The 15,235-nt window shown below is 66.5% G+C and carries 14 protein-coding genes; 8 read left to right on the forward strand and 6 right to left on the reverse strand.

Annotation, left to right across the window (positions count from 1 at the left end; all coding sequences use genetic code 11):
• Entirely contained in the window at positions 1-1,026 is a 1,026-nt protein-coding gene (locus tag CAL19_RS13875) for a Bug family tripartite tricarboxylate transporter substrate binding protein (protein ID WP_094797079.1), read from the reverse strand.
• A gap of 425 nt (positions 1,027-1,451) precedes the next feature.
• On the opposite strand from CAL19_RS13875, the gene bioB reads away from it, so the two are divergent.
• Together bioB and CAL19_RS13885 are read left to right on the forward strand one after the other, a co-directional pair.
• Positions 1,452-2,417 carry a biotin synthase BioB gene (bioB, locus tag CAL19_RS13880; RefSeq protein WP_094797187.1) on the forward strand — a complete coding sequence of 322 codons (966 nt, stop codon included), beginning with the start codon at positions 1,452-1,454 and terminating at the stop codon, positions 2,415-2,417.
• Positions 2,414-3,286 carry a hypothetical protein gene (locus CAL19_RS13885; RefSeq protein ID WP_094797080.1) on the forward strand — a complete coding sequence of 291 codons (873 nt, stop codon included), beginning with the start codon at positions 2,414-2,416 and terminating at the stop codon, positions 3,284-3,286. The genes bioB and CAL19_RS13885 overlap by 4 nt, the downstream gene beginning before the upstream one ends.
• 261 nt (positions 3,287-3,547) lie before the next feature.
• Here the strand turns inward: CAL19_RS13885 and CAL19_RS13890 are convergent, their stop codons facing one another.
• Together CAL19_RS13890 and CAL19_RS13895 are read right to left on the reverse strand one after the other, a co-directional pair.
• A complete protein-coding gene (locus tag CAL19_RS13890; RefSeq protein WP_081745706.1) occupies positions 3,548-4,981 on the reverse strand; it encodes an MFS transporter in 1,434 nt (477 codons plus the stop codon).
• 79 nt (positions 4,982-5,060) lie between these two features.
• The gene (locus CAL19_RS13895; RefSeq protein ID WP_026639732.1) at positions 5,061-5,564 is read right to left on the reverse strand and encodes a peroxiredoxin; all 504 of its coding nucleotides are present in this window, start codon (positions 5,562-5,564) and stop codon (positions 5,061-5,063) included.
• Positions 5,565-5,759: 195 nt separating this feature from the next.
• Here CAL19_RS13895 and CAL19_RS13900 point away from each other — a divergent pair, with 195 nt between their 5' ends.
• Positions 5,760-6,176 (forward strand): hypothetical protein, encoded by a 417-nt coding sequence (locus CAL19_RS13900; RefSeq protein ID WP_094797081.1) that lies wholly within the window; start codon positions 5,760-5,762, stop codon positions 6,174-6,176.
• A 36-nt stretch (positions 6,177-6,212) separates the two neighbouring features.
• Here CAL19_RS13900 and CAL19_RS13905 read toward each other — a convergent pair whose 3' ends face one another.
• Complete coding sequence (locus tag CAL19_RS13905; protein WP_094797082.1) at positions 6,213-9,680, reverse strand: DUF748 domain-containing protein; 3,468 nt, start codon at positions 9,678-9,680, stop codon at positions 6,213-6,215.
• A gap of 128 nt (positions 9,681-9,808) precedes the next feature.
• Here CAL19_RS13905 and moaC point away from each other — a divergent pair, with 128 nt between their 5' ends.
• Genes moaC through CAL19_RS13930 form a run of 5 tightly spaced genes read left to right on the forward strand, consistent with a single transcriptional unit; the run spans position 9,809 to position 12,746 of the window.
• Positions 9,809-10,297: a cyclic pyranopterin monophosphate synthase MoaC gene (gene moaC, locus CAL19_RS13910; RefSeq protein WP_026639734.1), complete on the forward strand. Its 489-nt coding sequence runs from the start codon at positions 9,809-9,811 to the stop codon at positions 10,295-10,297.
• Positions 10,278-10,529, forward strand: coding sequence for a MoaD/ThiS family protein (locus CAL19_RS13915; RefSeq protein ID WP_026639735.1), 252 nt, complete (start codon positions 10,278-10,280; stop codon positions 10,527-10,529). Before moaC ends, CAL19_RS13915 begins: the two co-directional genes overlap by 20 nt.
• Positions 10,526-11,014, forward strand: a complete 489-nt coding sequence (locus CAL19_RS13920; RefSeq protein ID WP_094797083.1) for a molybdopterin synthase catalytic subunit — start codon at positions 10,526-10,528, stop codon at positions 11,012-11,014. Before CAL19_RS13915 ends, CAL19_RS13920 begins: the two co-directional genes overlap by 4 nt.
• Positions 11,011-11,532, forward strand: coding sequence for a molybdenum cofactor biosynthesis protein B (gene moaB / locus CAL19_RS13925; protein WP_026639737.1), 522 nt, complete (start codon positions 11,011-11,013; stop codon positions 11,530-11,532). Before CAL19_RS13920 ends, moaB begins: the two co-directional genes overlap by 4 nt.
• Before the next feature lie 8 nt (positions 11,533-11,540).
• Entirely contained in the window at positions 11,541-12,746 is a 1,206-nt protein-coding gene (locus tag CAL19_RS13930; RefSeq protein ID WP_094797188.1) for a molybdopterin molybdotransferase MoeA, read from the forward strand.
• Positions 12,747-12,934: 188 nt separating this feature from the next.
• Here the strand turns inward: CAL19_RS13930 and moaA are convergent, their stop codons facing one another.
• Both moaA and CAL19_RS13940 read right to left on the reverse strand, forming a co-directional pair.
• On the reverse strand, positions 12,935-14,047 hold the full coding sequence (moaA, locus tag CAL19_RS13935) for a GTP 3',8-cyclase MoaA (protein ID WP_026638607.1): 1,113 nt from the start codon (positions 14,045-14,047) through the stop codon (positions 12,935-12,937).
• A gap of 7 nt (positions 14,048-14,054) precedes the next feature.
• Positions 14,055-15,170, reverse strand: a complete 1,116-nt coding sequence (locus CAL19_RS13940) for a substrate-binding domain-containing protein (protein ID WP_026638608.1) — start codon at positions 15,168-15,170, stop codon at positions 14,055-14,057.
• Positions 15,171-15,235: the final 65 nt, after the last annotated feature.

A 15,235-nucleotide genomic window follows, 5' to 3' on the forward strand; every position in this document is an offset into this window, starting at 1 on the left:
TCAAGTCGGTGAAGAAGGTTGCATGGCGCCCAGCAAGGTCGACCATTGCGCGGCTTCGCGAGCGATGCGCGCGCGCACCTGGTCGGCGTCCGCGTAGTACGGGTCGATACCCACGGATTGAAGCCGTTCGACGACGCCGGGCTCGCGCAATGCCGTCGATAGGTTGGCCGACAGCTGGTCCGCTACCGCCGGGGCGATTTTTTCGGGCGCCATCACGGCCAGCCACGATGCGCCGGAGAATCCGGCCAGCCCCTGTTCCGACAGGGGCTGCAGATCAGGCAACAATGCCTGCGGACGCGTGGACGTCAGGCCCAGCGCTCGCAATGAGCCCGCACGGACGTGCGGCAACACGCCAGGGATCAGGGCGACGATGCAGTCGATATTGCCTGCGAGCAGATCCTGCACAGCCGGGCTCAAGCCCTTGTACGGGACGTGTGTGAGCTTTACTCCGAAATCGCGCTTGAGCTGCTCGGCGTACAGGTGGCCCGCCGTGGCGTTGCCGCCCGAGCCGGCGGTCAGTTCGTGCCGGCGGCCATAGTCCAGGAAGTCGGCCGCCGTCTTGATCGGCGACCGGGCATTGACCACCAGCACGCTGGACAGCTCGCCCACCATGCCTATGGGCGATAGCGCGGGCGCGCGCTGGCCGGGTCGCTGGCGATAAAAAAACGGGTTGACCGTCAGAATGGAGTCCAACGCCAGCAGCAGCGTGTACCCGTCCGGCTGGCTGCGCGCCACCTCTTCCGCGCCGATATTCCCCCCAGCCCCGGCCTTGTTCATCACGATGACGGTCTGCCCCAAATGACGCGCAAGCGGCTCGCTGAGGGCGCGGCCCGCAATGTCGACCGGGCCGCCGGGCACGAAGGGAACCACCATGCTCAATTGCCGTTGCGGATACGCGCTTGCCCGCGCCGCGCCGGCCAGCGGCAGCATAGCCAGCAGCGAGGCGCCCCGCAGCCACGTCCGCCGCCCGCCATCGCGCAGGCCATGGCGCGCCCTGGATGCTGCATCGTCAATGCCGTTTGTCATCCTCGTCTCCCTCATTGTTCTCGTTGTGCAAGGTGCCGCAATGCATCGTAAGCGCGTACGCCTGGGCGTCGGTAATAGGAAAGGATGAGCCCAGCGATCAGAAAAAATGATGGCTCCGGTGGCGAGGCGCCATGCCCTAGCCCGTTGGTTTCAATTGGATACAAAAAAGACGACGTTCTCCGCCCCGCAAGATAACAACCGGTTGGCAACGCGGCATGCGCAAAATCCCCTAAAAAGCGCTATTTCCGCATAACAACCGCCAAGACGACGTCATTGTTCGATATTGCGTTCAGCCGCCGCAGCTTCTTACGATCCGCCGCTTCTGACCCGCTTTGCTATCCGCCGCGAGGGGCCACCGGAGAAATGCCATGCACATATCGACTTTTGACGCGTCCGCAATCGGACGGCCCGCTGCCCGCCTGCCCATGCGTTGGGCGCCCGAGCAGGTTCTGGCGCTGTACGAACTGCCCTTCGCCGATCTGTTGTTTCGCGCCCAGCAGGTGCACCGCGAACATTTCGACGCCAACGCCATCCAGCTGTCCAGCCTGCTGTCGATCAAAACCGGGGGGTGTCCGGAAGACTGCGCCTACTGCCCGCAGTCGGCCCATTTCGACACGGGCGTGGCCGCAGGCAAACTGATGCCGCGCGACGAAGTCGTGCGGGCCGCGCGCGCTGCGCAGGCCGCCGGTGCGCAACGGTTCTGCATGGGTGCGGCGTGGCGCAGCCCCAAGCCTCACCATCTGGAAGAGGTTGCGGAAATGGTGCGCGCCGTGAAGGCGCTGGGGCTGGAAACATGCGTGACCCTGGGGATGCTGCAAAAAGGCCAGGCCGAACAGCTCAGGCAGGCCGGGCTGGACTACTACAACCACAACCTGGACACCTCGCCAGAGTTCTACGGCAGCATCATCTCCACCCGCACATATCAAGACCGGCTGGACACTCTGGAGCACGTGCGCGGCGCCGGCCTGAAAGTCTGCTGTGGCGGCATCGTGGGCATGGGAGAGTCGCGCGTCGAACGCGCCGGGCTGATTGCGCAACTGGCCAGCCTGGATCCCTATCCGGAGTCGGTGCCCATCAATAACCTGGTGCAAGTGGCAGGCACGCCATTGGAAAGCACGCCGACGCTGGACCCGCTCGAGTTCGTGCGGACGATTGCCGTCGCGCGCATCACCATGCCGCGTGCGCGCGTGCGGCTTTCCGCCGGCCGCGAATCGATGAGCGAAGCGCTGCAGGCGTTGTGTTTCCTGGCCGGGGCGAACTCGCTGTTCTATGGCGAACAGCTCCTGACCACAGGCAATCCTCAGGTCCAGGCCGATCAGCGCCTGCTCGAGCGGCTCGGCATGGCGCCCGATGGCGGCACGCCGGCCGCGGCTACCGGGGAACGCACATGAGTCCGCTCGCGCCCGGATTGCTGTTCTTGCTGGCCAGCGTGTCGTTCAGTGTCACCGTGGCGGTGCTCTTGAAGCTGGCGCGCCGGTACGCCATCGACGTCCGGCAAGCCATCGCCGCCAACTACGCGGTAACCGCCGCGCTGAGCTGGCTGGTCTTGCGTCCGACCGGGGCGCAACTGGAATCGGCCGGCGCTTCCTGGTGGCTGCTGCTGGTCCTGGGCGTGCTATTGCCCTGCGGATTCATGGCGATGGCCCAATCGGTACGCTACGCGGGCATCGTGCGCAGCGACGCGGCGCAACGGCTGTCGCTGTTCTTGCCGTTGCTCGCGGCCTTTCTGCTGTTTGGCGAATCGGTCACCGCGCGCAAGGCGGCGGCCATCGCCCTGGCTTTCACGGCCTTGTTCTGCGTGCTGCGCCGGCGTGCGGCCGGCTCGCAAGCCGACGCGCCGGCGCAGGCTGGCGCGTGGGTGTGGCCGCTGGGCGTGTGGCTGGCCTACGGCACGGTCGATATCCTGTTCAAGCAGATGGCGCGCGCCGGCGCGGCGTTTTCCGGCGCCCTGCTGATTGCTTTCCTGCTGGCCGGATGCTGCATGACGGGCTACCTGCTGCTGCGCCGTACCGCCTGGCAGCCGCGCCACCTGCTCGCCGGCGTCGCGCTGGGCGCGGCGAACTTCGGCAATATCGTCACCTACATCCGCGCGCACCAGGAACTGCCCCATCATCCCGCGCTGGTGTTCTCGGCCATGAACATGGGGGTGATTGCGCTGGGCACCGTAGTGGGCGCGCTGGCGTTTCGCGAACCCTTGAGCCGGCTGAATATGCTGGGGCTGGCGCTGGCGGCGGCGGCCATCATGCTGATGATGCCGTGAGGGCAGGCGCACAGGCGGAATTGTTAGGCAAGGCCCACACTGCCCGTCGGCGCGCGCTGCGACTGCGGGAACTGTGGGTGGGTGTCTGACACCCTTCGGGAGTCAGACACCGGGGCTGTGCTGGTGCGAGTGTTTTGCCACCTTTCGGCAGTCAGAAACCGGGCTTGGGCTGTGGTGGGTGTCTGACTCCCGAAGGGTGTCAGACACCTACCCGATATGCGTCGAATCGCGGCCGACGCAGCGGCGCGGGGATGGCCCACGTCAGGCGCCGGCAGGCCGCGGGGCGGGCGGCGTCAGGTCGGGCTCATCGCCCGGCGCTGCGCCGGCAGGATCCGGGCCCGGCCCGGCGTCCGCCGCATCCGAGTGATCGCCATCGCGGCCGTCCACGGCAAAGGGCGCCGGCGCCGGCGCCTGCACAACCCCGGGTTCGGGCGTCGCCATTTCCATGGTGACGTCCACATCCGGATCGACGCGCGGATCGAGCGCCGCGACGGCCGGCGAGCTTTGCAGGTTGTCGGGCAGCGGCACAAAGTGCACGGGCGCCTCGTCCACCTGGTGCACGCCGGTAACGCGCGCAGGGCGCACTTGCCACACCAGTATCAACGCACACACAGACACGAATACGTAATACATGCTGGGCCCCGCCCAGGACATCAGCACGCCGGCCACCATGGGGCCCAGGCATGCGCCCACGCCGTAGGTCATCAGCAGAATCGCGCTCAGGCCGACACGCCGCTCGGACTCGACGTGGTCGTTGGCGAAGGCGGCGCCCAGCGGATACAGGGTGAATTGCAGTACGCCAAATACGCACGACAGGACCACCAGCAGCCAGAACGGCAGCGACAGCCAGCCCCACATCGCCACGGGCAGCAACACCAGCAACAGCGCGTTGAAGCGGATCAGCCCGGCACGGTTGATGCGGTCGGACAGCCAACCCATGGGCCACTGCGACAGCAGCCCTGCCGTGACGCCGGCAGCGACGAATATGGCGGCCTGCGAGGTCGTCATGCCGAACTTGGCGGCATATACCGGGGCCAGGCCATAGAATGCGCCGGACAGATTGCCCGCCACGAACAGCACCGTCAGCGACAGCGGCACGCGCTGCACGAAAAATCGCAGGTCCAGCGGCGCGGGCAGCGGCGTGGGGGGGTGCGAACGCGCCGTCACTGCAATGGGCACCAGGCACAGCACCATGCACGCGGCCACCAGGGTCAAGGGGCCCTGGTCCAGGGTGGCGTATGCCGTCAATGCCAGCTGCCCCAGCACGGTGCCCAGCCCGGACACCACCATGTACACGGAAAACACCCGGCCGCGCTGGTGGTTTTCGGTTTGTTCGTTCAACCAGCTTTCGATGACCATCAGCTCGGTCACCATGACAATGCCCGCCACCAAGCGAAACACCAGCCACACCGGCATGTAGTCGACCAGCATCTGCGCCAGGATCATGCTGGTGGAAATGGCGGCGCACGCCACGAAGGCGCGGATATGGCCGACGCGGATGATCAGCTTGTGGCCCATGCGGGCGCCGCATACCAGCCCCAGGTAATAGCCGGCGATCAGTGCGCCGATCCATACCTCGCTGACCGATTCGGCGGTCAGCCGCAGCCCCATGTATGTATTGAACAGGCCGGTGCCGATAAGCATCAGCAGTGTCGCCAGGTACAGCGACGAAAAGGAAGATATGGTGGTCAACATGGGGAATGCAGAGGGGTGCCGCCCAGCGGCGGCGCCGCGAGGCGCTTAGTGCGCCGCGCGGCGAAGACACAACAATACGCTAGATCTGCGACAACATCGTGGCGGCGTCGCTGACTTCGAACTTGCCCGGGGCCTCGATGTTCAGCTGCTTGACCACGCCGTCTTGCAACAGGGCGGAGTAGCGCTGCGATCGCACGCCCATGCCGCGGGCGTCGAGGTCGAGCTCCAGGCCCAGCGCCCGCGTCCAGTGCGCCGATCCGTCGGCGAACATGCGCACCCTGCCGGCGGTGTTCTGCTCGCGGCCCCAGGCGCCCATCACGAAGGCATCATTGACGGCGACGCACCAGATTTCGTCGACGCCCTTGTCTTTGAGCGCCTGCGCGCTTTCGACGTAGCCCGGCAGGTGCTTGGCCGAACATGTGGGCGTAAACGCGCCCGGCACGGCAAACACGGCAATGGTCTTGCCTTTTACCAGGTCGGCTACCTGGAAATTGTTGGGACCAACCGAGCAGCCGCCCGCTTCGGTGTCGAAAAATTCGGTCAGGGTGCCGTCGGGCACGCGGTCGCCGACTTTGATGGTCATGTTTGTTCTCCGGATCAGGCCAACGCAAAAACAGGCGGAAGTCGCCCGTTAACCCGACATCATAGTGCCAGTCCGGCGCTTGAAGGGGAATGGCCCCGGCCCCGCGTTGCGCCCTGGAAAAACCGCGCACACACGGATACGACTGGATACCGCGGCGGGTGCACGGCCGTAGCCCGGCCTTGCCATCATCGGGCGATGCGCACTGTACTGATTTTCGGACTGGCGCTGGCTGCCTGCCTGGCCGGCGGCCCCGGCGCCCGGGCTCAGGCCCAGAACGAATTCGACCAGCTGGTCGCCACGTCCGGCGCCACCAATGGCGCGGCGCAGGCCTGCGGCGCCACGCCGCAGGCCCTGGCAAGCCACAAAGAAGTCATGCTGGCCAATCTGCGGCGCTATGCGGCCGAGTTCGGCTACAGCGCGGGCCAGCTGGCCCCGGTATTCGAGCAGGGCCGAGACAAAGGCCGGCACATGATGCTGGACATGCGGCAGCGCGGCGTCGACGGCTGCACGGGCGTGATGTCAGGCTTTCGCCAGGAACAGGCCATGGGGTATGAAGCCATGAAACAGGCCATCGGCGAGATAACCGACGGCCTGCCGGAACCCGGGCGTTGACCGCCCGGGCGGCGGTCGCGCGGGCGCCGTCCGCGCTTACCGCAGCGCGAAATCGACCCGGGATGGCGCGGCTTCGCCCTCGCCCCCGGCGCCGTCCAGGCTGGACGCCACCACAAAAATGCGGTCGGCCGGGCCGGTTTCCTGCAGTTTCTCGTACACCGCCTGCGCCCGGGCGTCGGCCAGGCGCCGCAGGTCGTCTTCGCCGACGGGCGCGGCCTGGCGCAGCAGGGCTTCCATCTGGTCGGGCGGCACTGATTTGGAAAAGCCCAGGAAGTTGCGCGGCTTGTCTTCGATGTCGGTATCGTCGTAGGCCTCTTCAAGATACTTGGCGCGCTCCGGGCCGGAAACGGTGATGCCGGCGGGGTCGGGCTGCCGGCCCCGGCCTGCGGTGGCGGCGGCCTTGGCCTTGCGTATCTGCAGATCCACCCATGCCTGGCGCAGGCCTTCGATATCGGTTTGCGGGTCGGCGCGGCCGATGATGTCCAGCTTCAGGCCCGGCCGGTCGTTCAGTGCCTGGGCCAGGGTGGCGATACGCTCGTCGGCGTCGGCGCCCGGTATGGCGCTGCCCGGCTCGAAGTTGATATACGACAGTTCCTCGCCCCCGCCGAACGCCGATGCAAGCAGCGAGAACGGCGAGCTCACGGCCTTGACCACCAGGTTGACCAGCACGCGCACGATGATGCCGCCCACGGAGAACTGCGGGTCGTCCAGCGAGCCGGAAATGGGCAGGTTGATATCGATATTGCCGCGGCTGTCCTTGAGCAGGGCAACGGCCAGCATCACCGGCAGCTTGGTGGCGTCCGGGCTGTCGGTCTTGTCGCCGAAGGTCAGCTGGTTGAGCACCACATGGTTCGACGCCTGCAGGCTGCGGCCTTTGAGCTTGTATTCCAGGTCCAGCGACAACTTGCCGCGCTTGATGGGATACCCCACGTATTTGGACGAATACGTGGTAAAGCGAGGCAGATCCACGCCCTTGGCCGAAGCCTTCAGGTCCAGCGACAGGTACTCGGCGAACGGCTGCACGGCGCCACTGATGGAAAGCGGCGCCGTGCCGTAGACGCGCCCGGTGACCTTCACCTTGGCCGGCTTGGGGTTGCGCGAAGACACGGCCGACAGGCCCCCTTCGATGCGCGACAGCTCGGCCGTGTAATTGGGCTTGACGAACCGGTCGGTGAAGTTCATGCGCCCGTTGGCCAGCGTAATGCTGTTGACCGTAATGTCGGGCAACTGGCCCGACGTATCGGGCTGACGCGCCGCACGGCCGCGCGTCTGCGTGTCTTGCGTAATGGAGCCGCCCGCCTGGCCCGGCTCTGCCACCAGGTCCATCACATTGAGCCGCCCTTCGGCGCTGAGCACCACGCGGCCATAGAAGTCGTCAAGCGTGATGTCGCCCAGGTTGGCCGCGTAGCGGTCGCCATTGACGGACACATGCATGTTGGCCAGCGCCAGGCGTTTCCATTTGAGAAAGTCGTCGCGGTTGACGCGGTCTGCCAGATCCAGCCCGCTGATGTCTATGGCGCCCTGCCAGCTGGCTTTCATGGGGTTGCCGCCCGCAGGCGCGGCGTATACCGCCTGCCCGCGCGCCCCCACGGCCACGCTGCGCACCGTGGCGTTCAGGCTGGACGCCACATAGGGCGCCAGTGACGCCACGTCCAGATTCTGCAGATCCACCTGGGCCTGTACGGCCAGGGGTTGCACGGCCAGCGTGCCCTGTACCTGCAATTGGCCCGCACCCTGCACGCCCGTGGCTGCCAGCGTAAACGGCGAGGCCTGCGCGTCCAGCGCCACGCGCTCGGCCGCCAGGTTCAGACTGGCAAGCGACAGATTCACCGCCGGCTTCACCGATTCGTCGCGCAGCGACAAATCGGCCAGTTCTGCCTGTACATTGGTGGCCGATACGGCGGTGGCCCCTTCCTGGCCGGCCACGCGAACCTGCGCCTGCAGACCCAGGCTGCCGTCCAGCAGCTGAATGGGCGCCTGGCTGCGCAGTGCCGCGGCAAACGGCGCCAGCGCCAGATGGCCGGCGCGGACATCCAGGTTCAACGCCAGCGGACTGAGATGCAAAGGCCCCTTGGCGCGGATCCAGGCGCCATCGGACGCGTTGTCCATCGTGAGCCACAGATTGATGGGTTGGTCGGGCGGCTGCGGGAACTGGACGTTCTCGACAGTAAGCGCCAAGCCAGCCAGCGTGTAGTCAAGCTGGGTGGGCGTATCGCGCAGGCGCAGTTCGGCGTCATTGATATTGATGGCGTCCACCGCTACCTGCCAGCCGTCCGGCGTGGCGGCCGCCACGGGCGCCGGGCTCGCAAGCGCCGCCGCCTGCGACATGTCGGGCGCGGCTGGCGCGGATGTCGATGCGGGGGCCGATGCGGTATCGGCGGCAGCCTCGGCGGGCTTCCCGGCAGGCGCCGTCCCGTCGGGGGGCTGGCCTGCTCCCAACGCCTGGATGCCTTCGATGACCTGCAGCCAGTTCACGCGCGCGCTGGCATCGCGACGTGTCTGCGCCACGGGCGACCACAATTCGACCTGGCCCACGGCAAGCTGTCGGGCCATGGGGTCCAGCGCGATGCGGCGCACATTCAGGGTGCTCCAATGGAGCAGGGCGTCGCCGGACGTTTCGCGCACGTCGAGCTGCCGCAGGCCCAGCTCGCCCATTACCTTGATCTTGGGCGCGGCGTCGCGTGGCTGCTCGAACACGATCTGCAGGTCGGAATCGAGCAGCGCGCGCTCGACCTTTACCGGCAATTGCACCGGCCACGCGTCGGCCAGTTTTTCAAGCTCCAGGCCGCTGAACTGCACATTCAGCGTAGACGCGGGCACCACATCGAACGGGCGCGCCACGCCGTACAGATCGAAAGGGCTGCCGTTGATGCGCAGATGCACGCGCGGCTGCACGTCGATATCGGTGGCATAGCCGAAAGTGGAAATGAAGGGCACGCCCAGCGTGATTTCGTCTACCTGATGCTGGCGCCCGGTAACCTGGTCATCCAGCGTAATTGCGCCGTTCTCGAGCACCAGGTTGTTCAGCGAGAAGCGCGCCATGGCGCCATCGTCGGGCTCATCGGGCCGGGGCCGCGCCGCCGCGTCCGCGGCCAGCTTCTGCTGGATATCCGAAAAGTTGAAGCTTGCGGCGTCGTTGCGCACCAGGGCCAGCCGCGGCCCCTGGACCCGCACCGAATCGACCACGGGCGCGAACCAGAACAGCGACATCCAGGACGCGCTGACTTCCAGTTGTTCGACATCAAGCAACGGGCTGGCCGCGCCGGGCTGTTCGATGGCAAGATCACGGGCCCGCACGGTAAGCGTAAACGGGTTGAAACTGATGTGGCCAACCTGTACAGGCCGGCCCAGCAGGCCCGCCACGTCGGCGGTCAGGGCGTTGCGCAACACCTTGGGCACTTGCCAGGCGGCCAGCCCCATCAGCACGAGCACCACGGCCACAGTGGCCAGAACGATTTTTCCGAAACGCCGCGTAAAAATCCACGTGGGCATTCTGAAGGCCATGCGTAAGCTCCTGGTACGGGCAAGGGGATTATCGCGCCTGCGACACAGCTCGTCTATCATAGGGTGCGAGCCCCCGCAGTCGCGGCCGGAGCCGCCACGTACTTTCAATACTTAACATTTGCTGCCCCATGTCTTCGTCTACTCCCGCCCTCAGTCACCTGGATGAATCCGGCCAGATCCGCATGGTCGACGTCGGCGACAAAGCCGCCAGCGACCGCGTGGCCATCGCGCGCGGCGCCGTGCGCATGAACGCGCAGGCCTATGCGCTGCTTACGGCGCCCGGCCAGGGCAAGGGCGAAGTGCTGAACACCGCCCGGGTGGCCGCGGTGCTGGCCGCCAAGCGCTGCGCCGAACTGATTCCGCTGTGTCACAGCCTGCCGCTGTCTTTCGCCGGGGTCGACTTTGCGCTCGACGACGACACGCATACCGTAGAAGTGCGCGCGACGTGCCGCACACACTACACCACCGGCGTCGAAATGGAAGCCATGACAGCGGCCAGCGTGGCCGCGCTCACCATCTACGACATGTGCAAGGCTGCCGACAAGGGCATCGTCATTGAACAGATACGCCTTGAATACAAGGCAGGAGGTAAAAGCGGTGAATGGCGCCACAATTAATCTTTTGTACTTTGCGCGGATCGCCGAACTGGTAGGCACGCGCAATGAAGTCTGGCCCCTGGCCGAGCCTTCCACCGGCGCCGAGCTGCTCGAGGCGCTGCAGGCACGATACCCGCAGCTCGCCCCGGCCGCGCGCCTGAAGCTGGCCATCAACCAGACACATGCCAAGCCGTCGTCGCCGATCCGGCCGGGCGACGAAGTGGCGGTTTTCGAGCCGGTCACCGGAGGCTGAACGCCATGATCATCGTTCAGGAAGCCGACTTCGACGGCGCGGCCCTGCTTGCGCAGTTGCGCGAACAGGTAGGCGCCGAAGCTGGCGCCATCGTCACTTTCACCGGATACGTGCGCGATTTCGCGCCGGGGCAGGCCACCGAAACGCTCTTTCTCGAACATTACCCCGGCATGTGCGAACGCGAACTGCAGGGCATCGCAGACACCGCGCAGCAGCGCTGGAAGCTGGCCGGCACCGTCATCGCCCACCGCGTGGGCGCGCTGCCGCGCAGCGCGCAGATCGTGTTCGTGGCGGCGGCCAGCGCGCATCGGGGCGACGCGTTCCGCGGCTGTGAATACATGATCGACGCGTTGAAAACGCGCGCCCCATTCTGGAAGCGCGAAACGCTGTCGGGCGGCCGCAGCTTCTGGGTAGAGCAACGCGACGCCGACCATGATCGCACCCGCGCCTGGGAAACCGGCGGCACCCCCCCGGACTCGCCATGAACTCCCCCGCCGAGAAAGTCTCGCTTGCCTGCGCCGTGCTCACCGTCAGCAACACGCGCACAGCCGGAGACGACACGTCCGGCAACCTGCTGGCGGAAAGCCTGGCGCAGGCCGGCCACGAATGCGTGCGGCGCGACATCGTCAAGAGCAATCGGTACGAGATCCGCCGCGTCCTCAGCGACTGGATCGCCGACCCCGACGTACAGGTCATCATCACGTCAGGCGGCACGGGCTTCGCGCACGACCACGGCGTACCGGAAGCCGTGCGGCCGCTGTTCGACCGCGAGATCAGCGGTTTCGAGGCCCTGTTCCGCCAGGTGTCGTACGCCGAGATCGGCAGTTCGGCGATCCAGTCGGGTGCGCTGGCGGGCATGGCCAACCAGACGCTGATTTTCTGCCTGCCCGGCTCGAACAATGCCTGCCAGGCGGCCTGGACGCACATCCTGCGCGAGCAGCTCGACAGCACCCATCAGCCCTGCAATTTCGCGACCCTGTTTCGCAAGCCCCTATCAGCATGAAAGACGACCTGCTTGATTTCGACCGCGCCCAGACCTTGCTGGCGCAAGCCGCCAAGCCGCTCACCCGCCTGCAACTGGTTGCGCTGGCCGACGCCGTGGGCCGCGTGCTGGCCGTTGACATGTCGGCCACGCTGGACCTGCCGCCCGCCGACAACAGCGCCATGGACGGCTACGCCATCCGCCACGCCGATTACCGGCCCGACGTGGTCCTGCCGGTGCAGCAGCGCTGCTACGCGGGCGACATGCCGCAGCCCTCGCTGCCGGGCCAGGCCACGCGCCTGTTCACGGGCAGCCTCATCCCCGAAGGCGCCGACACGGTGGTGATCCAGGAAAACACCCGCGAAGCCGACGGGCAGGTGCAGATCCTGCAAGAGCCCGCGGCAGGCCAGTTCGTGCGCAAGCGCGGCATGGACACCACGGCCGGCAAACCCCTGCTGGCGCGCGGCACGTTGCTCGAGGCTGCGCACATTGCGCTGCTTGCGTCGCAGGGGCTGACCCATGTGCAGGTATACGACCGCCTGCGCATCGGCATCCTGACGACCGGCGACGAGCTCGTGCCGCCGGGCGCCGAGCGCGCCGCCCAGCAGATCTACAACTGCAACGGGCCCATGCTGGCCGCGCTGGTGCAAAAAACCGGCGCGCATGCCGTGCATGTGCTGCATGCGCGCGATAACGAGCCCGACCTGCGCGCCGCCATCGGGACCATCCTGGCCGACTGCGACCTGCTGCTGAGCATAGGCGGGGTATCGGTAGGCGAGAAAGACCTGGTCAAGCCCGTGCTGGAATCGCTGGGCGGCAAACTGGCGTTGTGGAAAGTGCGCATGAAGCCCGGCAAGCCCGTGGCGCTGGCGCACATCGACGGCAAGCCGGTGGTCTGCCTGCCGGGCAATCCGGTATCGGTGTATGCCGTGTACGCCACGCTGGTGTCGCCGCTGGTGCGCCGCATGCAGGGGCGCGCGCAGGTGTTCCCGCCCGTGGGCGCCGCGCCGCTGCGCACCGAGCAGCCGCGCCAGGACAGTCGCGAGGAATTCCTGCGCGTGCAATGGCGCCAGGAACCGGGGCAGGCGGCGGAACTGGTTCCCTACCCCAACCAAGATTCGTCGGTGATCAGTTCCATGCCCTGGGCCACCGGCCTGGCCCGCCTGCCCGCCGGCATGCCCGTGCACGACGGCGACGTCGTGCCGTACTACGACGTCGCGCACTGGCTGAGTTGATGCATCGCGCAGGTCACAGACACCGCACCGTGTTCTAACGGCTGGCGGGTGCGTGGGTGGCGGCGGTGTCTGACTCCGAAGGTGTCAGACACCCTTCGGGAGTCAGACACCGCACCGTGTTTTGACGGCTGGCGCGTGCGTGCGCGGCGGTGTCTGACTCCGAAGGTGTCAGACACCGGCACACTCGGCTATCCGCCGATGTAGCTCATTTCGACTTTGCGTTCGCCCAGGGTGGGCATGGGGGTGCCGCGGCCGCGGAGTTCGGAGTAGTGGTCGTCGCGCCGGGCCCAGACGCCGGCGATGGCGCGTGCAATGTGCTCGTCGTCTGCGCCGCTGCGCAGCAGGTCGCGCAGATCGTGGCCTTGCGTCGCGAACAGGCACAGAAACACTTTGCCTTCCGGCGACAGGCGCGCGCGCGTACAGCCGCCGCAGAAGGCCTGTGTGACACTGGAGATCACGCCGATTTCGCCGCCGCCATCGGCGTACCCCCAACGTTCGGCCACGCGGCCCATGGGGTCGGTTTCGAGCGGCCGCAACGGATGCGCCCGCCCGATAATCTGCAGCACTTCGCTGCTGGGCACCACTTCCTTGAGGTTCCAGCCGTTGGTCGTGCCCACGTCCATATATTCGATGTAGCGCAGCACGTGGCCAGTATGGCGAAAGCGCTGCGCCATCGGCAGGATCTGGTCGTCGTTCAGCCCGCGCCGCACCACCATATTGACCTTGACCGGCGCAAGCCCGGCTTCGGCGGCCGCATCAATGCCGCGCAACACATCGTCGGGCGTGAACGCGCTGTCGCTCATGCGCGCGAACATCGCCGCATCGAGCGCATCCAGGCTGACCGTGACACGACTCAGGCCGGCCTGCTTCAGCGCGCGCGCCTTGCGCGTGAGCAGCGTGCCGTTGGTGGTGAGTGTCAATTCGAGCGGAAGCCCGGCCGGGGTGCGCACTTCGGCCAGCATTGCGATCAGCGCCTCGATATTCTTGCGCAGCAAGGGCTCGCCGCCGGTGAGGCGGATTTTTTCGACGCCCAGTTGCGCGAACAACCGCGCCAGGCGTGTGATTTCTTCGAACGACAGCAAGGCCGACTGCGGCATGAACGCATAGTTGCCGTCGAAGACTTCGCGCGGCATGCAATACGTACAGCGGAAATTGCAGCGATCGGTGACCGAGATGCGCAGGTCGCGCATGGGCCGCGCGCGCGTGTCGCGAGCAGGCTGGCCCGCTGCCGGCAACGGTGCCTGCGGCAAGAGGCCCGCGCCTTGCGCGGACCGGTCAGCCAGGTAGATCACTTTGCTCATTCGCACATCATAGCGTGCCATGCCCGGCCCGTGCTCCGTACAGGGACGGGAAGGCCGCGGCCATGGTCTGCAGCTTGCCGGTGTCGGTCGCGTCGTAGCCCGCCAACTGGCGGATATAAGAAAGGTACTCGTCTCCCCGCATGATGCCAAGCAGATCCTGCATGGCGGGCGTATCCAGGGCGTTGCGCCGGATGGCGAAAAAGTAGCGTTCGCGCACCAGCGGGATGAAGTCCAGTCCGAAACGCCAGGCCGCGGTTTCCACGCCGACGCCGGTATCGGCCATGCCGCTGGCGATGTGCGCCGCGATGGCCATGTGGGTGAATTCATTGGTGTCGTAGCCGCTGACATCGCCAATGGCCACGCCGGCCTGCGCCAGCATGACTTCAACCAGGAATCGCGTGCTGGAACCGATCTGCCGGTTCACGAAACGCACGTCGGCCCGCGCCAGGTCGGCCATGCAGCGGATGCGCTTGGGATTGCCCTGCTCGACGAACAAGCCCGTGTTGCGCACGGCCAGGTGGATCAGCAGATAGTCATCGGGCATCAGCCACGACGCATAGCGCGCCATGATGGGCGCCTCGAAATCGCCCGTGGGAACCTGGAAGCCGGCCAGGTCGCACTCGCCGCGCTCAAGCGAGGCCAGCGCCTCGATGGCGGTGCGGTAGCGCAGTTCCAGGCCCGGCTGGCGGCCGCTCATGTGCTGCATCAGCGCTTCTACCGCGAAGCCGTGGCTGGCATGCAGGCGCAAGTGGGACGCCGGTTCCGGCAGCAGTTTTTCGAGCTCTTCCTGAAGTTCGGAAGCCAGGCTTTCCAGGGTGGGCATCAGACGCGCCTGAATGCGGCGATTGGCCCACAACAGGCGCTGCGCAAAGGGCGACAGCACGGTGCCCTGCCGCCGCCGTGTGATCAGCAGCTGCGTACCGAACAGGGTTTCGAAGCGCCGCAGTATGCCCCATGCATGGCGATACGACAGCCCGCAGGCGCGGCACGCGCCGGCGATGTTCCCCGTGGCGTCGATCGCCGACAGCAGGGCCAGCATGTCCGGCAATGGGTGGGCCGGATGACCCGGATCACCCTCGAGCACCCATTCGGGGCGCAGTCCGACACGAAACTTATATGTCATTTATTTCTTATTGAAGACCGTACTTTTGGCGATTAGAGTACGCCCATCCGGCGATGGCAAGCGAT

It is taken from the genome of Bordetella genomosp. 7 (assembly GCF_002261265.1).
Taxonomy (GTDB): Bacteria; Pseudomonadota; Gammaproteobacteria; order Burkholderiales; family Burkholderiaceae_B; genus Bordetella_A.